This is a genomic window from Brachyspira pilosicoli, assembly GCF_036997485.1.
In the GTDB taxonomy this organism is placed as follows: Bacteria; Spirochaetota; Brachyspiria; order Brachyspirales; family Brachyspiraceae; genus Brachyspira; species Brachyspira pilosicoli_C.
The window spans coordinates 340,979-359,277 of sequence record NZ_JAWLPU010000003.1; the positions used below are offsets into that span (position 1 = coordinate 340,979).

The following is an 18,299-nucleotide window of genomic DNA, read 5'->3' on the forward strand; positions in this document are numbered from 1 at the left end:
GGGGTGCGGGGGCTAGCCACCGCAATAATTAAAATTAAAAAAAATTATATAATAAAAGGGACTTTTTTAAGCCCCTTATAATTTTATTTCTTTAAAAATTATTTCACAGCTGTCATTATAATATCGCTTGTGCTTACTTCTCTTGGGTCTGTTTTTGTGAGAGATTTTAATTCGCTGTAATTTGACATTATTATAGGAGATGTTATATCATATTCTTTTTCAACTTCTTCTTTTTCAAACTCTATAAGTAAAGTACCTGCTTTTACTTTATCTCCTTCTTTAACATAAGCCTTGAAATATTTACCTCCAAGTCTTACAGTGTCCATTCCTATATGTATTAATATTTCGACTCCTCCGGATAATAAACCTATAGCGTGATTTGTATCTATCATAGTAATAATTTCACCATCTACAGGAGAATATACTTTACCTTCAGAAGGTATAATAGCCATCCCATCTCCAAGTGCTTTGCTTGAAAAGGCTTCATCTTTTACTTCTGTGATATCAATTAATTTTCCTTTGATAGGTGCTTTTATTTGAATTTTTTTAGAGAATAATCCCATAATATAACACTCCATTTTTATTGATTATTTGTAGTAAGTTTAACATAAACAATTATAATGTAAAGAAATTTATTAAATAATATTATAAATTTAATTTCTTATATTAACGATATCAAAAACTCTGCTCTCTTCAAATTTTGATAACTTCTCTTTTTCAGTAACTGTGATGAATACTTGTCCTAATGTTTTTATATATTCTAAAATACTTTCTCTTTTAATATTATCAAGTTCAAGCATAGCATCATCTATTAATAGTATTGGGGATTTTTTTCTGTATTCATATAATATCTTTTCACTTGCAAGCTTCATTATAAGTGTTAGCATTCTCTTTTCGCCTTGAGATGAAAATTTTCTTGATAGAGAATCTTTGTAAAAAAATTGATACTCAGCTCTATGTATGCCGAAGTATGTTGTACGCATTTTTATTTGCTCTTTTATAGTGTTTTCTAATTTTTTTACATACTCATTTTCATTTTCTATATCTTCTATAGTGGATAAATATTTTATTTTGTAAGGATTATCATTTTTAAAAATAGTTCTATATATTTCATTCATTTTCTCTTCTAAAAGCATAGAATATTTTTTGTTTTCATTTGCAATATATAAAGATAATTTTGCTATATCATCATTATAAATATGAGCATCATTTGGACTTGTTGTTAGATAAATATTTCTCATTTTTAGAAGTTTATTATATTTTATGAGCGATAAAAGATATTCATTTGAAATGCTTGATATGAGCATATTAAAATAATCTCTTCTAAGTTTAGGCTCTTGTGTTACCATGTCAGTATCATTTGGAAGAAATATTACATAAAGTATTTTGCCTATTAAATTTTTTCTTGAAGGAATTTCCTTTTTATTAATAAATACTTTTTTTGTTTTTTTTTGATATACTATTTCTATATTAGTATCATAATTCAAATCATCTTCTTTGAATATACCTCTTAAAAAATAATTATCATTTCCATATTTTATTAATTCTCTGTCTAAGCGAGTTCTAAATGATATGCCGTTTCCAAGAATATATATAGCTTCTAATATATTAGTTTTACCGCATCCATTTATTCCATATAGTATATTAATATGTTTTGAAAACTCAAATGTATTTTCATCATAATTTCTAAAAGAACGTAAAGTTAGTTCTTTGAGTATCATAAATATCCTTAAAATATAATAATTTATACACTATAACTCTAAAAGTTTTAAGATATTTAATTTTTTTATTATAAATCTATTTTTTTATATAAACTTACATCCATTTCGCCGTCAATAAATTCAGCTAATTTAGGCACTATTGTTTTAAAATGGTTGCTGTTATTATGAGATTTTATAGCCTCTTCATCTTTCCACTCTTCTATAAAAGTTAAAGATCTTCCATCTATGCTCTCATAAATATCATAAGCTATGCATCCCTCTTCTTTTCTGCTTTCTATTATTAACTCTTTAGCTAATTTTAAAAATCTCTCTTTTTTATCATTTTTTATATAATTTTTAGCTATAATTTTAATCATTATTTATATCCTTACTATTAATTCTTTTATTATATTTATTTTGTGCTATAGTGTATGATTCAAATAATATAGTCTTTATAGCTTCTATTACATTTGCCCCCAAATCATTATCAATATTCTCTCTTTCACTTTTACTAAAAGAAGATAAAACATAATCATTAACCTTTTTTCCGAAACTCGGTCTTCCTATACCAACTCTCACCCTTATAAAATCATCAGTTTGTAACTGTGCTATTAAACTTTTTATACCATTATGCCCTCCAGAACTTCCTCCTTTTTTTATTCTGAAAGTTCCAAATGGTATATCCATATCATCATATACTACTATTATATCTTCTGGTTTTACGTTAAAGAATTTAGATATATAAACAGCAGATTCTCCAGATAGATTCATGAAAGTTTGAGGTTTTAATAGTATCAAATCTGTGCTATTAAGTTTTGTTCTTGTGAATAAAGATTTTTTTTTGTTGTTATCGAATTTTAGAGAGAGATTTTGTGCTAATTTATCAATAATAATAAATCCTATATTATGTCTATGATTTTTATATTCTTCGCCTGGATTACCAAGTCCAATTATAAGCTTAGTCATAGATACTTCTTTTTAGATGTTTTATTATTAGATTCAAATAAAACCTTACATATAGCATCAACTACATCATCGGTAATATCTTTTATTTTTTTTCTTTCATCTTTTGTGAAAGGAGCAAGTACAAAATCTGCTATTTCCTGACCTTCAGCAGGTGTACCTATTCCAATACCAACTCTAGTGAAATTATTACTTTTTAACGAATCTTCTATGCTTTTTATACCGTTATGTTTTATAGGCCCTTCTTTTTCTTCATCATCATTTTCATCAGCATCGGTTTTAGCAACTACAAGTTTAAACTCGCCTACAGGTATATTCATATCATCATATATAACAATAATATCATCAACAGCAATCTTCATAAAGCTAGCCATATATAAAGCAGCTTCTCCAGAAAGATTCATAAAAGTTTGCGGTTTTAAGAGAAGATATTCAATTTTACCATACTTAGCTTTACCAAATACGGTTTTCTTTTTTTTAATATCCAATTCTACATTAAGTTTCTTGGCAACCTTATCGAGTATCATATAACCAACATTATGTCTATGATTTTGATATTCACTACCAGGATTGCCAAGTCCCATAACTAATTTCATCATAAAATAAGATTATCCTATAACTTTATTATTATGCTTCAGCAGCAGCACCTTTGTTAGGAGTATCTTCTTCTTGTGTAGTAACAACAGTAACAACAGCTTTAGAAGCATCACCTACAGGGTCTACACCTTCTGGGAATTTGATATCACTTATATGCAAACTGCTTCCAACTTTAAGTTCAGTAACATCAATAGTGATTTCTCTAGGTATAGAAGCAGGGAAAGCTTTTATAGGCAATTCGTATTCAACTTGCTCTAATGTACCGCCGCCTAAACGAACACCTTCAGGTATACCTTCAATGCGAATAGGTACGAAAGTTTTGATTTTTTTGCTTCTGTCTATCTCATAAAAATCTATATGTCTGATAGTTCTTTTGATACCATCGAGCTGATAGTCTTTTACTAAAACTTCTCTTGCTTTATCGTTTTCAATATCTAAAGTAATAATATCATGCTGTCCAGCCAAAGAGAATATTTTTACGAATTCTTTTAATTCTACAGCAATAGCATACTCTTTACCTCTTCCATAAAGTGTAGCTAAAGCATATCCGTCATTAATTAATTTACGGCCGACGCTTTTTTTAGTAGTGTCTCTTTGTAAAGCTTTAATAGTGTAATTTTCACTCATTTTAATTTCCTTCAAAAAATAATATTTACTGATCAAATAAAACGCTTATAGAACGTTCTAAATGTATATATTTAATAGCATTAGCAATAACAGGAGCAACAGAAAGAACTTCTATTTTGCTGCCTAATCTGTCTGTCATTACTTTTAAGCTATCAGTAATATAAAGTTTTTCTACTTCGCTTGCATTAATTCTTTCATAGGCATCGCCTGAACATACTGCATGAGTTATAAAGATATATATTTTTCTCATACCAGCTTTTTTAAGTGCTGCAATACCTTTAAGTAATGTTCCGCCTGTATCAATAATATCATCTATAATGATAGCATCTTTACCTTCTACATTACCAATAACATTCATAACTTCGCATTCATTAGCTCTATCTCTTCTTTTGTCTATAATAGCTATATCGAGGTTAAGAGTTTTTGCTATAAATCTTGCCCTTCCTACACCGCCTATATCAGGAGAGACAACCATAGCATTTGATATATCTAAATCTTTTCTTATTTTATCTAAGAAAACATTTTTAGAAAGCATGTGATCTACAGGTATATCAAAAAAGCCTTGTATCTGAGCGGCATGTAAATCAAGAGCTAAAACTCTATGAACTCCGGAAGCCTGTAAGAGGTTAGCTACTAATTTAGCAGTAATAGGTACTCTTGGTTCATTTTTTCTATCTTGCCTAGAATAACCATAATAAGGAATAACGGCAGTAATTCTTTTAGCGCTAGCCCTTTTTAAAGCATCTATTACACAAAATAATTCCATCCAACTTTCATTGCTGGAAGGTCTTCCTGTAGGCTGAATTATGTATGTATCTTTATTTCTTGCAGTTTCTTCTATTTGTACGAAGGTTTCACCGTCAGCAAATTTGCGTATTTGCATATTACCTAATCTAATACCCAAATTATCAACGACATCTTTAGCGAGCTGAGGGTTAGCTGTACCGCTTAAAACTAATATTTCTTCTTCTATACCCATAATTAACAACCATAATTAAAGAAAAGTTGGGGTGGGAGGATTCGAACCCCCGAATAAATGGACCAAAACCACTTGTCTTACCGCTTGACGACACCCCAGTATCGATTTTTTTATTTCTAAAAGCTTATGAGTACCGAATTATACTACATAATAAAAAATTGTCAAGAGTATTTTTATATTATTTATTAAATATATTTTTTATTTTATTTTACTTTATTTTGTATAAAATATATAAAGTTTTACATTATTTGCTTGATATTTTGTAAAAAATTATTATAATTCATGAAATAAAATGCTGATATAATTAAAATAATAATATAAAAAGGAGAATTTTTTATGGAGAAAAAAATAATAAAAACTCATAAAGCACCGCAAGCTATAGGACCTTATTCTCAAGCTGTTAAAAGCGGAAATTTTATATTTGCTTCAGGTCAAATACCTTTAGACCCTGTTAGCGGTGCTATGGCAGAAAATAATATTCAAGCACAAACAGAAAGAGTAATGGAAAATATTAAAGGTTTATTGGAATCTGAAAATTTAACTTTTGCTAATGTTATTAAAACTACTTGTTTCTTAAGCGATATGGCTAATTTTGCTGCTTTCAATGAAGTATATGCTAAATATTTTACAGAAAACCCTCCTGCAAGAAGCACTGTAGCTGTTAAGGCTTTACCTAAAGACGCTTTGGTAGAAGTTGAAATTATAGCTGTTATAGAATAATTTGAATTTTAAAGCCATGTGTTTTTATGCATGGCTTATTTATTTAAGCCCTTTAATTAAAAAATAAATTAAAAATCTAAATAAAGAGAAAAAAATGAACATAAGAAATTATATATCTTATCTTATTAAAGGTATGGCTATAGGTGTTGCTAATGCTATACCTGGTGTTTCTGGTGGAACTATAGCATTTGTGCTTGGAATATATGAAAACCTTACTTATGCTATATCTGCTTTGCCTACTGCAATTATTAAATTAAAATGGAAAGAAGTGGGAGAGAGCTTAAAAATATTAGTGCCTGTTTTTTTGGGGGCTGGTATTTCTATAGTTCTTTTTCTAAATATTATTAATTATTTATTTCAATACTATCCTATACCTACTAAGATATTTTTTGTGGGGCTTATACTTGGTTCTTTCCCATTTGTTACTAAGACTATAGATAAATTTGATTTTAAAGTATTTATATCTTTTTTTATAGGTGCTTTTATAATGGCAATATTTGTTTATTTTGATATTAATAAGCCTGCCGGAGAGACTACATATACTGGAGATTTTTCTATATTTTATGGAATTAAGTTATTTTTATGCGGTATAGCTGCTGCTGTTGCTATGGTGATACCGGGAATATCAGGTTCTTTACTTTTATTGATATTGGGTGAGTATGAGAATGTATCTAATCTTGTATCTACTCTTACGAAAAATTTTGCTAATGTATATCCATTGATATTTTTAGGTCTTGGAGTTGCTATAGGAATTTTTACTATATCTAAACTCGTTACTATTGTTATACAAAAACATAAATCTATATTATTTGGTTTTGTGCTTGGTATCATAGTAGTATCTTTTTTAAGTTTATGGCCTAATATCACAACATTGAGTTTGGGAATGCTTACAGCAACAGTTTTATCTATGTGCTTTGGTTTTTTAATTGCTATGATTATGGAAAAAATATAATGTTTTTTATTTATTTTTTATAGGCTATAGTTAAAATTTATTATATATGCATCCGAGTATTGTAGTAGTACAAAGAGGATAATAATGATGAGAAGATTAAATAACAATAAATTATATCTATTATTAACTTTAGTATTAGTAGCTTTTATATACTTATACACTAGCTTGATTGCTCAGACATCTTCTGATAGAATTAGTATGGAAAATTATAATGATTTGCCTAACTCTCGAAGACTTGTAACTAAACTTAATATTAAACATATAGAAGAAAATAAAGTGGAAGTAAGCTGGGTTGGTATATATCATCCTAATTTGATGTATTATGTTTATAGAAGCGAAGACCCTATATTAAGCAAAGTAGTTCTTACTAATGCAAAAGTAGTAGCTTCAACAAAAGCAACTAATGCTTCTACTACATATACTATTTATGATAATTTGCCTAAATATGATAAATATTATTATGCTGTAATATCGTATATAGATAATATTAATTTTTATACTGCTACAGAAAATATGGATTTAATGCCGTTTGAATATTATGATCCTTTTAAAAATGATATGACTAATTTTGAAATGGATATAACTAATGAAATTATTACCAACGATATTATTACTAATGATTTTGATACTAATAACACTTACTTTACAAATGATATGATTACAAATATAGTAAACAGTAATGATTTTTTAAGTTATTATCCTAATACTAATTTATTTGACAGCAATTATAGCATATTGCCTCCTACTAACTATGTTGACCTATACTATACTACAAATAAAATAGATTCAAATAGAGGAATAGTTTTTACTACTAATTATTATAACTATACTAATTATTATAATCTTACTAATAATTATACTAATTACTATAATACTACTAAAATATATATAATTAATCCTACTAATGATTCATTGACTAATGAAATTAATACTAATGATTTGAATACTAATGATTTTACAAATCAAAGCCGTATGATTGAAAACGTTACTAATGAATTAAAGGTTACTAGTTTTACAAATGATAAAAATGAGAATATAGTTAATGTAGAGATAAAAAAAGATAATACTAAAAAAACAACCCCAACAGAGTATCAGAGATATAGTTCTGAGTATCAGAGGGCTTTAGCTCAATTTAGCGCTAATAATTATAGCGGAGCCATTTCAATTTTAGAGCCTATATCAAGAAAAAAAGTTGATAGTGCTTTGTATTATGATATTAATTTGTTGCTTGGTAAGTCTTATAAGAATGCTGGAAGAAAAAAGAATGCTTTAGATACATTGAAAAGAATAAAATCTATTAATCCTAATGAAGTTAATTTCTGGATTAATCAGGTTTTAAGCGATTTATAATAAAAAAAAGGAGAGATTATGAAAACTTACGCAGCAGTTTTAGCGTCTGTTATTACGGTAGTAGCTATATTGATAGGTGTTTTTATCACTAAAGTTTCTGTATTGTCTTCTCCTGAAAGATATTTCCAGAAAGGAAAAAGATATTATGAATTAGAAAATTATAATGAAGCTATTAATAATCTAAATGAATACTTATCTATAGACAGCAGATCAAAACCTGTAAGCAATGTGGCTGAATCTTATTTTCTTGTAGCTGATTCATTAAAAAAAATGAAGAATTATAATTTAGCTAAAGATCGTTTGTCTGAAATAATAGACGGTGCAGGTTTTGAAGCCTATCAGCTTGATGCTATAATAGCTTATGCTGATATAGCGAGATTAGAAAATAGTGCTGACCAATATATTATTACTAAATTACAAAATAACTTAAAACCTTCTGATAAATCTTTGGCATCTACTATTAATATGGAATATGGTTATCAGTTGTTCTTTGAAAAAAAGTATGGCGAAGCTTTGAGTTATTTTTTAAGATCTGATGGTGAGTTGGCTGTTTTGGGAAGGGCGAGAGTTTATTTTGCTATGAATGAATATGATAGAGCTTTTGAAATATATGAAGATTTCTTAAAGTATTATCATACAAGTATATATTATAATGAGGTTGTAAGGACTTATCTTATTCAGGTTCCGGCTATAGCTCATAGAATGTATGTTGAAAAGAATTATACTAAGGCAAGAATGTATTATAATAAAATAGCTGCTCTTTTCCCTAGAACTAAACATCAGGAAGAGGCTTTATTTAAAATTGGAGAGTCTTACTATAATGAAAAGAATTATAATAAGGCTGTAGAATATTTTAATAAAGTGAGATTGAATAATGTTTATACGCTTGATGCTGAGGCTTTGCTTTATATTGGTTTATCGTATTTCAAAGTTGGAAGATACTCAGATTCTTATAAAGCTTTAGATACATTTGTTAATACTTATCCAGACAATCCGAATGTTTCAAGAGCTAAAGATTATATGGCGGCATTACAAGAAACTTTATTAGCTATTAATTGATATTAATTGTTAAATGAATTTTTGATAAATAAAAAGACCTATAACAAAATTAGTTTTTTGTTTAAGGTCTTTTTTTATCATTGTCTAAAATTACTAATTTATTTATATCATCAATTAGATTAGAAATAATATCTAATTTACTCGATTCTACATGCTTAAGTTTTTCAAATGTATTTAATAATTTATCATCTCTATTTTCTAAATTATTGCTTTTTATAGTTAATAAACTTTCTGGTGTTGTTTCCAAAGCTTTTGCTATTTTATTCAATCTTTTTATTGATATGTTTCTATTACCAACTTCTATTCCTTGTAAATATTTACTAGAAACACCTGCTTGTTCGGCTAAGGTATCTATGGTCATCTTTTTGCTTTTTCTAAGTAATCTTATATTGTAGCCTAAATTATATAATAAGATTTCATTTTCCATATATAAAGTCCTTTTTATAATAGAATATTTTATATTATATGAATTTTTAATATTAAAAAAACAATATATAAGTTGTAAAATAAAAAAAAATACCTATTTTTAGTTTTTGTAAATGAATTATAATTTATTGATATTATACTAAACATATATCAATATTTTTTCTTATTAGCCAATTCATATATTATTTGTTTTTAAAAGTAATGATTAGGTGATATTATTAATCATTGAAAAAACTTATAAATAATAATAGATACTGTTTATTAATTTTTTAAGATTTTTTGTTATAGTTGAGATTTTCTATTAATTATATTATAATATTTTTTCATTAGTTGTAGATTATACGGTTTTAATGATTTAGATATAATTTTTTGTTTCAATAAAAGTTTTTAAGGATATAAATAAATGATTTCTGTTAAGAATTTAACCAAGTATTATGATGATTTTCAGGCTTTAAAAGGAATTAGCTTTGAAATAAAAACTGGAGAGATTGTCGGTATATTAGGACCTAATGGTGCAGGTAAATCCACAACTTTAAGAATATTAACATCTTACCTTTCTCCTACAAGCGGAGATGCTATCATAGATGGAAGGAGTATTTTAGATAAAGATATAGAGATAAAAAAAATAATAGGATACCTTCCAGAATCAGCCCCTTTATATAATGATATGTGTGTTTTTGATTATTTAGTTTATATGGCAGATATACAGGAGCTAAAAAGAGATAAACTATCAGAGAGACTTAATTATGTGGTGGAAGCTTGTTCTCTTAAAGATGTAATATCCAAACCTATAGGAGAGCTTTCTAAGGGTTATAAACAGAGGGTAGGGCTTGCTGGTGCTATTATACATGACCCTAAAATACTTATATTAGATGAACCTACAAACGGACTTGACCCTAATCAGATTGTTGAGATTAGAGAGCTTATTAAAGAACTTGGAAAAGAAAAAACTGTTTTAATATCTACTCATATATTAAGCGAGGTTGAGGCTACTTGTTCGAGGGCTATTATTATAAACAAAGGCAGTATTATTGCTGATAATGACCCTAAACATTTAAGTGTTGATAATAAAATATCATCTATTAAACTTTCTCTAAAAACTAATGACAGCTTTGAAACTATAAAAATAAAATTAAATAGTTTAGACAATATTGAAGATATAACTTTAATTGAAGAAATGGATAATAATATAAAAACAATTATTATAAAAACAACCGACAAAGAGCCTATTGAAAAAGTGTATAAATTTATTAAAAGTACAGATTGGATAATATATGAGTTTGTTAAAGAAAAAGAGAACTTAGAGACAGTATTCCATACTTTAACTAAAGGAGAAAATTGATGACTAATATTTTTTCTTTTAATAAAACAAAGATAATATTAAAAAAAGAATTAAGACATATTTTTTTATCGCCAATAGCATATATATTTTCTGCAATATTTTTAATAGCTTCAGGAATATATTTTTTCTCAAGATTTTTTATTTTATCTCAAAATGATATGCAGGATTATTTTTCAATTTTGCCTTTTATACTTTCTTTAATAATACCGCCTATTACAATGGGCTTATTATCGAGCGAGTTTTCAAGCGGTTCTTATGAATTAATAAGCACTCAATCTGTAACTACATTAGACATTATAATGGGCAAATTTTTATCTGCTGTAGTATTTATGCTTTTTGCTTTAGTGCCTACAATACTTTACCCTATCACTTTGCTTTTTTTGGGTAGATTAGATATTGGTCCTGTGATAGGCGGATATGTTGGAAGTGTATTTTTAATATCAGCTTTATGTGCTATAGGTATATTTGCTTCATCTGTTACAAAAAATCAAATAATAGCTTTGATTGTTGCTTTGGCTATAATGATATCTCTTAATATATTATTAAAATTCTTAGGACTTCTTTTTCCAAATACTTCTAATTTTATATTATTTATTAGCGGCGATTATCACTTTGCTAATATTGCAAGAGGGGTAATAGATTTAAGAGATATTATTTATTTTCTTTCTGTAACAACTATATTTTTGTATTTAGCAAATATAATTCTTCAAAATAGAAAGTAACAAAAAATAAAATTAGGATAAACTCTATGAATAAAAACTTAAAAAAAATAATTATTCTTTTAGTGGTATTAATTGTTATTAGCTTTGCTGCTTTTTTTACTACTAAATATAAAAAACAGCAATTAATAGCAAACAAACCAAGAACTCAGATTTTTGAGCTTAATGAAACCAATGTAAATAAATATCATCTTGTATATGATGATCAGGATATCACAGTTGAAAAGAAAAATAATATTTGGACTATCACTTCTCCTGAAAACAATTATAAAGTTGATCAAATGGAAGCTTTTGCCAATGTTAAGAATTTTAACACTCTTAATATAGATTTGATAATAACAAATTTAAGTGAGGTTGATTCTTTTGGATTAGATAACCCAACTAATGAGTTTACAGTTTGGGATGGAAAAAAAGAACATAAAATATATGTTGGAAATAAAACTCCTGACGGTGAGAGATATTATGTGAAGTATAATGATGAGTATTTTAGCGTGGAGTATGTTTATATAGAGGCTCTTAAAAAAACAATAGATATGCTAAGAGATAAAGAGATATTTGAAAGCCCTATAGTTTTGGATTCTGTAACAACTGTAGAAATCGCTACTAAAGATTATACTAATACAATAAAAAAACTAAATAGAACTAATTGGGTTGTAGATGATTTGGGTGAACAAACAGATTTAGATAAGGCATATAGAGATTTTACTGCTTTATCTTTGGTGAAGGCATCTGCTTTTGTATATGATCAAGATTTGATGAAGCAATTATTTAAAATTCCAGATGCTGTTATTACAATATATATGCAAGATAACACTAAAGAAGTTTATGAATTAATTTATACTGTAGATGATAGAATATATGTAATGCCTAAAAGCGGTATAGTTTATGAGGTTGATTATTCTATATATGATGCGGCTATGAGAAGTAAAGACTATTATGAAAAAAGTGATAGTGTAGAGGACAATGAAGAAGCATTAAACTCTGAAGAGAGTCTTAAATTATATGAAGGTTTAGAAAAATAATTTTATAAAAATAATTTAAGGATAAAATTATGAAAAAACATATTCCTAATTTACTTAGCTTTAGCAGAATTATTTTGTCTCCGTTAGTGATATTTTTATATTTTTATAATTCTATCATTACGGCAATACTTGCTTTAATATTTTTGATTATATTAGAGATAACTGATGCTTTAGACGGTATGTTAGCGAGAAAATTAAATATAGTAAGTGATTTGGGCAAAGTATTAGACCCTTTTGCTGATACTGTTTTTCATATTACTATGTTTACAATATTTTTGTATGAGGGCTCTATGCCTATGTGGATGTATATTATTTCGCTTTATAGGGATATGTTTTCTATGTTTGTAAGGATACTTGGAGGGCTTAGGGGATTTGCTGTTGCTGCCAAGTTTAGCGGAAAATTAAAAACTGCTTCAAGGGCTATTGCTGTTGTGATAATATTCTTAATAAAGATACTAAAATATACTTCTATAGCTTTGCCTTATGACAAAATAATATACTATAGTTTACTCGTTGTAACAATTATTACAATATATTCATTTTTTGATTATATGCCGCTTCTTAAAGGAAAAGCTGATAAGAAATAAATATTTGTATTGTTTTTTAGTTTAATATTTAGTATGTAAAATATAGTTAGTATTACTTTTTTAGCTTGCACTTTCGCGAAATGTATACGAATAAGAGAAATAATTTGTACTTTTTGCAACTTTTTGCTACGGGAAAAAGTTGAATAAAATAAAAAACTTATATGACAATTTTTTTAAGTTTGTGATTTGTGGTGGCTTTGCCCCCACACCCCCAGTTCTTTTATTGGTATAAAAGAACCAAAAGAACTGCATTTTATAAAATCTACCTTTAGGTGTACGTTAAATTTTAGATATTATATTACATCGAAGATATATTGTAAAATATAAAGTTGTAGTATTTGCACTTTTTGCTACAAGAAAAAGTTGAATAAAATAAAAAATTTAAAAATTTCCAGTATTAGCTCGAAAATGATAGCTCTTTTATCAATGCACTTGGTGTGTATATAGATGAATGATGATAGTCGGTATCATTTGCAAGCATTTCTATATTGTTTAGAAAATCTAATATGTTTCCTGATACTATAAACGGATTTGCTGTGTGTGATAATTTGCCGTTTTCTATTTTTATCCCTTCTGCTTGAAGAGAGAAATCTCCGCTTATAGAGTTTACGCCTGCATGAGTACCTGTGAGTGAGTTTACTAATATGCCGTCTTTTATTTGTGATATTAGTTCTTCTTGAGTATTCTCTCCATTTTCTAAAATTAAGTTATGGCATGATATTCCTATAGAAGTTTTAAATCCTCTTGATGCATGAGAGGTTGTTTTTCTGTTTTCTTTTCTTGCTGTATAATTATTGTATAGATAGCTATTTAATATGCCATTTGTGATGATGTTTAAATCTTTTGTAGCAGAGCCTTCTCCGTCAAAATTAGTATTTGCTAAACCTTTATCAAACATTGGAATATCTTTTATGTTTATAATTTCGCTTGCTATTTTTTGGTTTAATTTGCCTTTAAGCAGAGATAATTGTTTTTGCACTGCCTCAGAAGAAAATAATGATAAATAAGCTCCAATCATTGTTCTCATAGCTTTGCTTGTAAAAACAGTTTTATATTTTCCACTTTTAATTTCTTTAGCTTCCAATTTGCTTACAACATTATCAACTATATTTTTGCAAAAACTATCAACATCAAACTTAGTATCTTTTGAAGAATAAACATCAAAAAAAGTTTTTACAGCATTAGAATCTTTTGCTATCACTTCAGCATAATATGATATACTATTTTTTTTCTCTTCCTTGCATATTCCATTGCTGTTTATAATGTGTTTAGAAAAATCATATCTCGCCAATCCGCATGAAGGCACATTTACAATTCTTTTATCTAATGAATATATTTTATCTTCTATTGAAAGAGATATTTTTTTTAATTCATCGTTTGTTAAATTAGTTATGTCTTTATTAATTAAATTATATGACTTTTCTTCGCTTTCTTCTATAAGAGTATTAAACTCTGGTTCTGATGCGGCATATTTAAGAGAGTTTTTGGCATTGCTAATTAAATTATTTATGTTCTCATCATTAAAGTCAATTTTTTCAGTAAAGCTTACTCCCACTTGTCCATTTTTCATTAACCTTAAACCAATGCCTCCTGACTCAGCAAATGTATATTTATCTAAATCTCTTTCTCTAACGGTAAACTCTTCTTCTCCGCTATTAGACATATAAATTTCTATTTTATAATCATTATCTAATTTATTTTTGATTATATTAAATATCTCTTTTATTTTATCACTTCTCTCCATTTTTATCTTCCTCCAACTGTAAGCTCTTTTACTCTAATAGCAGGCTGCCCAACTGTAGTAGGCACACTTCCAGAAATACTTCCGCATATTCCGTCGGCTAACTCTAAATTTGATGATACGGCTTCTATATTCATAAGAGTTTCATCACCGCGTCCTATAAGTGTAGCACCTCTTACAGGTTTAGTGATTTTACCGTTTTCTATTAAATAGCCTTCAGATACCGCAAAGTTATAATCTGTAGTAGCAGGGTCCACAGAGCCTCCTCCCATCTTTTTAGCATAAAGTCCGTACTCTATACCAGATATAAGCTCTTCAAAACTAGAGTTTCCTTTATCAATAAAAGTGTTTCTCATTCTTGAAGTAGGGGCATATTTGTAGCTTTCTCTTCTTGCACTTCCTGTAACTTTTTGATTCATCTTTATAGAACCAAGCTCATCAACCAAATAGCTTTTAAGTATTCCATTTTCTATTAAAACAGTTCTCTGTGCATCATTGCCTTCATCATCAATATTATAACTTCCCCAAGCATTTTTTATAGTGCCGTCATCTATAGCAGTAACAACATCGGAAGCTATTTTTTCACCTAATTTATTACAGAAAACGCTTGCATTATCAGCAACAGAAGTGGCCTCTAAAGCATGCCCGCAAGCTTCATGAAATATTACTCCACCAAAAGCATTGTCTATTACAACAGGATACTTTCCAGATTTTGGATATTCTGAATCAAGCATTTTTATTGCAGAGTTAGCAGTTTCTATAGCCATATTCTCTAAATTAATATCTCTTATTACCTGAAAACCATCTAATGCTCCTTTTGTTCTACTTGAAGTTTGAGTGTTAGTGCCGTCTGAAGCCATAGACATCATTACAAGTCTTATATATGTTTGAGAGTCTTCTTTTAATATCCCATTGCTTGTACATACTAAAATATTTCTCTCTTTTTCCATATATCTTGCACTTACCTGCTTTATCTTGTCTGATACATTTCTTGCTGTTTTATCCAAATATGAAAGAGTTTCTATTTTCTCATCAAAATTAACATCAAAAGGATTAATATGAACAGGGTGATTATCTTTTTCTTCCGACTTTATAAAATCTTTTACTATATGTTTTTTATTCTTTACAATAGAAGAAACACTTCTTGCTAAATTTATTAAACTGTCATTAGTGGTGTCATTAGAATATAAATATATTGTCTTTTTATCAACTATTACCCTAAGCCCAACACCATAATTATTGCCAAGACTCATATCATCAACTTTTTTATCTAAATAACTTATATTATTAATCTTAGTATCTTCAAAAAATAAATCAGCATACTCGCCTCCATTTTTTAAAGCCTCCTCCAAAATGCTATGCAAAAAATTGCTGTCAAACTGAAAATATTTCATTTTTTAGCTCTCCTTAATTTTTGTAATTGCTATTTTTTTAGATAAGAAATCATCTGGCTTATTATGTTTTCCTTTGGCAAATAAGTCTATAAGGTATTTATTTATATAGAGTTTTTCTTTTTTTACTTTTAATTCAAAAAATAATCCTTCATGTTTGAGTTTCGATAATAATCTTGCCGCTTTATCTCTTTTCCATTTAAATAGTGCCATTAAATCTATTATTTTCATATACGGCGTCATGAAAATTATAAAAAATGATTTTGTCTTTAAAATACTTTTAAATTTTTTATCTTTGTCTAATTTGCTTTTTAATATGTTTAAATTATCATATACAAAGTTAATAGTTTCCATACCATACAAACAAATATCTCTCAAAAATTTTAAATATATTATCACCGATTCATGATTGAAATGTTCTACCATATTGATTTGAAAAAAAGCATCTGGATATAATATTGGATTATCTAATAATTTTATTCTTTTAGAGTATAAATTAAATATTATTTTAAATATGTTTATACAATTTTCATAATCTTTTAAATACTCATACGATATTCTTTGAAATACAAGAAGTTTTAATATAGGGTCTAAATCTAAATTATATAAATATTCAATGTCTTTGTTATAATCTTCTGTTATATATACTTCTTTTCCTTCAATAGAGCTTACTATTTCTGATAGAACTTTATTATCATAATCTCTATTTATATATTTGTTTATAAGATAAAAGTCTGCATGTTTGGAGTTGTATTCTTTTATCATGTTATTTGATAAGGCTTCCACATTTTTATAGCTATAATTTTTATCTACTATAGAAGATAGTATACTAAGTAAATATTCAGAGTTTTTTAAAGATACACAGCATATTCTAAAATGTAAAAATACATTCCAAGTTTTAGCAAGTTCTTTTAAAATATTTATATTATCAAAAATTTCTATATTAAAGTTTCTATTCATAGCAATATATTTTAACATAAAAAAATATTAAATCAATTTTATTAACAATTTTATATTCTGTTGATTTTTGTAAAAGTTACTTATTTAAAATAATTTTATTTTATACTTGACATAAAACTTCAGAAACACTATAGATAAATAGTATGTAATTAGTACATTTAAATACTATAGTCTAACATAAAAATACTTGTTTTTTATATTGACTTTAATATAAAAGTATTAATAATATCTTTATTAAAATTGTAAGCAATTAATTTATGCAATATTTAAATTTTAAAAAATATATAATATTTATTCATTCACTATTTATTTTACCAAAAAGAAATATTATATCTTGTTATAGCATAACAATTTTATTAGTTTTAAGGGAAAATATGAAAAAAAGTATTATACTAATCACTATATTTCTAATGACATCAGTATTAGCATATTCACATAATTTTGTAATGAGTTTGTATATTCCATTGGCAGGAAGCCGTCCAAGTTTTTATCAAAATGGTCTTTTATCAGACTATTTAACAGAGCAGGCGGAATCTGCATTTGAAGTAGGAGTCATATTTCAGCCATCAATTTATTTTAAGATTGAGAAATTACATTATATAGTATTAGGAATAGATTTTGGCTGGTATAGAGATACATTTAAATTTTATAACAATTCTCAAGACTTTACACATGAATTTGATAGCATTATTACAGGACTTAGTCTCGAATGGAAACCTTCAATATTTCAAATAGGTATAGGCGGCGGAGTTAAATTTCCTTTATCCGGTAAATATTGGACAGGAGACAATTGTATATTATTAGATTATAAGGCTTTATCATCAAGATTTAATAATGTAGTTATACCTTATATAAAACTTTATACTGGTATAAATTTATTTTTAGTAAGTTTATTATTTTATGTTAATTTTGATATACCATATTATCAGATAAAAGATAATGTATCTTCATTAGGTGAAGGATATAGATATTCTACTCAATTAGCTTCGGTTGATATAGGTGTTCAAATTGGTATACATTTACCTATAATAGAATTTGGTGATAGCTATGATAATGCCAGACCGAAGTATTAATAAACATAAGCCAAGTTTTTAATTTTATATAAATGAAATTGTGTAAAAAAATATACTTAAAAATAGTGTAATATATTTGTTTTATTAAAAA

General features: G+C 27.0%; 20 protein-coding genes and 1 tRNA gene. 9 read left to right on the plus strand and 12 right to left on the minus strand.

Annotated features, from left to right (window positions below; translation table 11 throughout):
• Positions 1 to 98: 98 nt before the first annotated feature.
• The 8 genes from R4I97_RS09475 to R4I97_RS09510 form a co-directional block, all read right to left on the minus strand.
• Positions 99 to 563: a PTS glucose transporter subunit IIA gene (locus tag R4I97_RS09475; protein WP_335784797.1), complete on the minus strand. Its 465-nt coding sequence runs from the start codon at positions 561 to 563 to the stop codon at positions 99 to 101.
• A 90-nt stretch (positions 564 to 653) separates the two neighbouring features.
• Complete coding sequence (gene recF, locus R4I97_RS09480; protein ID WP_335784798.1) at positions 654 to 1,721, minus strand: DNA replication/repair protein RecF; 1,068 nt, start codon at positions 1,719 to 1,721, stop codon at positions 654 to 656.
• Positions 1,722 to 1,789: 68 nt separating this feature from the next.
• Positions 1,790 to 2,077, minus strand: a complete 288-nt coding sequence (locus R4I97_RS09485; RefSeq protein WP_335784799.1) for a putative quinol monooxygenase — start codon at positions 2,075 to 2,077, stop codon at positions 1,790 to 1,792.
• On the minus strand, positions 2,070 to 2,666 hold the full coding sequence (gene pth, locus R4I97_RS09490) for an aminoacyl-tRNA hydrolase (protein ID WP_335784800.1): 597 nt from the start codon (positions 2,664 to 2,666) through the stop codon (positions 2,070 to 2,072). The genes R4I97_RS09485 and pth (R4I97_RS09490) overlap by 8 nt, the downstream gene beginning before the upstream one ends.
• Positions 2,663 to 3,262, minus strand: a complete 600-nt coding sequence (gene pth / locus R4I97_RS09495) for an aminoacyl-tRNA hydrolase (protein WP_335784801.1) — start codon at positions 3,260 to 3,262, stop codon at positions 2,663 to 2,665. The genes pth (R4I97_RS09490) and pth (R4I97_RS09495) overlap by 4 nt, the downstream gene beginning before the upstream one ends.
• 28 nt (positions 3,263 to 3,290) lie before the next feature.
• Positions 3,291 to 3,887: a 50S ribosomal protein L25 gene (locus tag R4I97_RS09500; protein ID WP_335784802.1), complete on the minus strand. Its 597-nt coding sequence runs from the start codon at positions 3,885 to 3,887 to the stop codon at positions 3,291 to 3,293.
• Between the two features lie 25 nt (positions 3,888 to 3,912).
• Positions 3,913 to 4,866 (minus strand): ribose-phosphate pyrophosphokinase, encoded by a 954-nt coding sequence (locus R4I97_RS09505; protein WP_335784803.1) that lies wholly within the window; start codon positions 4,864 to 4,866, stop codon positions 3,913 to 3,915.
• Positions 4,867 to 4,892: 26 nt separating this feature from the next.
• A tRNA-Gln gene (locus tag R4I97_RS09510) sits at positions 4,893 to 4,964 on the minus strand.
• Between the two features lie 238 nt (positions 4,965 to 5,202).
• On the opposite strand from R4I97_RS09510, the gene R4I97_RS09515 reads away from it, so the two are divergent.
• The 4 genes from R4I97_RS09515 (at position 5,203) to R4I97_RS09530 (ending at position 8,947) form a co-directional block, all read left to right on the plus strand.
• Positions 5,203 to 5,586, plus strand: a complete 384-nt coding sequence (locus R4I97_RS09515) for a RidA family protein (protein WP_335784804.1) — start codon at positions 5,203 to 5,205, stop codon at positions 5,584 to 5,586.
• A gap of 94 nt (positions 5,587 to 5,680) precedes the next feature.
• Entirely contained in the window at positions 5,681 to 6,538 is an 858-nt protein-coding gene (locus R4I97_RS09520) for a DUF368 domain-containing protein (RefSeq protein WP_335784805.1), read from the plus strand.
• An 84-nt stretch (positions 6,539 to 6,622) separates the two neighbouring features.
• Complete coding sequence (locus tag R4I97_RS09525) at positions 6,623 to 7,888, plus strand: tetratricopeptide repeat protein (RefSeq protein WP_335784806.1); 1,266 nt, start codon at positions 6,623 to 6,625, stop codon at positions 7,886 to 7,888.
• Positions 7,889 to 7,906: 18 nt separating this feature from the next.
• Complete coding sequence (locus R4I97_RS09530; RefSeq protein WP_335784807.1) at positions 7,907 to 8,947, plus strand: tetratricopeptide repeat protein; 1,041 nt, start codon at positions 7,907 to 7,909, stop codon at positions 8,945 to 8,947.
• Between the two features lie 61 nt (positions 8,948 to 9,008).
• On the opposite strand, the gene R4I97_RS09535 is transcribed toward R4I97_RS09530, so the two are convergent.
• The gene (locus R4I97_RS09535; RefSeq protein ID WP_335784808.1) at positions 9,009 to 9,374 is read right to left on the minus strand and encodes a helix-turn-helix transcriptional regulator; all 366 of its coding nucleotides are present in this window, start codon (positions 9,372 to 9,374) and stop codon (positions 9,009 to 9,011) included.
• A gap of 402 nt (positions 9,375 to 9,776) precedes the next feature.
• Here R4I97_RS09535 and R4I97_RS09540 point away from each other — a divergent pair, with 402 nt between their 5' ends.
• The 4 genes from R4I97_RS09540 to pgsA are packed head-to-tail and all read left to right on the plus strand — an operon-like array spanning position 9,777 to position 13,043.
• On the plus strand, positions 9,777 to 10,715 hold the full coding sequence (locus R4I97_RS09540; protein WP_335784809.1) for an ABC transporter ATP-binding protein: 939 nt from the start codon (positions 9,777 to 9,779) through the stop codon (positions 10,713 to 10,715).
• Positions 10,715 to 11,437, plus strand: coding sequence for an ABC transporter permease subunit (locus R4I97_RS09545; RefSeq protein ID WP_335784810.1), 723 nt, complete (start codon positions 10,715 to 10,717; stop codon positions 11,435 to 11,437). Before R4I97_RS09540 ends, R4I97_RS09545 begins: the two co-directional genes overlap by 1 nt.
• 26 nt (positions 11,438 to 11,463) lie before the next feature.
• The gene (locus R4I97_RS09550) at positions 11,464 to 12,456 is read left to right on the plus strand and encodes a DUF4340 domain-containing protein (RefSeq protein ID WP_335784811.1); all 993 of its coding nucleotides are present in this window, start codon (positions 11,464 to 11,466) and stop codon (positions 12,454 to 12,456) included.
• Positions 12,457 to 12,485: 29 nt separating this feature from the next.
• Positions 12,486 to 13,043, plus strand: a complete 558-nt coding sequence (pgsA, locus tag R4I97_RS09555; protein ID WP_335784812.1) for a CDP-diacylglycerol--glycerol-3-phosphate 3-phosphatidyltransferase — start codon at positions 12,486 to 12,488, stop codon at positions 13,041 to 13,043.
• A 397-nt stretch (positions 13,044 to 13,440) separates the two neighbouring features.
• On the opposite strand, the gene R4I97_RS09560 is transcribed toward pgsA, so the two are convergent.
• Genes R4I97_RS09560 through R4I97_RS09570 form a run of 3 tightly spaced genes read right to left on the minus strand, consistent with a single transcriptional unit; the run spans position 13,441 to position 17,153 of the window.
• A complete protein-coding gene (locus R4I97_RS09560; protein ID WP_335784813.1) occupies positions 13,441 to 14,787 on the minus strand; it encodes a TldD/PmbA family protein in 1,347 nt (448 codons plus the stop codon).
• A 2-nt stretch (positions 14,788 to 14,789) separates the two neighbouring features.
• The gene (locus R4I97_RS09565) at positions 14,790 to 16,178 is read right to left on the minus strand and encodes a TldD/PmbA family protein (protein WP_335784814.1); all 1,389 of its coding nucleotides are present in this window, start codon (positions 16,176 to 16,178) and stop codon (positions 14,790 to 14,792) included.
• 3 nt (positions 16,179 to 16,181) lie between these two features.
• Entirely contained in the window at positions 16,182 to 17,153 is a 972-nt protein-coding gene (locus R4I97_RS09570; RefSeq protein WP_335784815.1) for a hypothetical protein, read from the minus strand.
• A 356-nt stretch (positions 17,154 to 17,509) separates the two neighbouring features.
• Here R4I97_RS09570 and R4I97_RS09575 point away from each other — a divergent pair, with 356 nt between their 5' ends.
• A complete protein-coding gene (locus tag R4I97_RS09575; protein ID WP_335784816.1) occupies positions 17,510 to 18,208 on the plus strand; it encodes a hypothetical protein in 699 nt (232 codons plus the stop codon).
• Positions 18,209 to 18,299 lie beyond the last annotated feature (91 nt).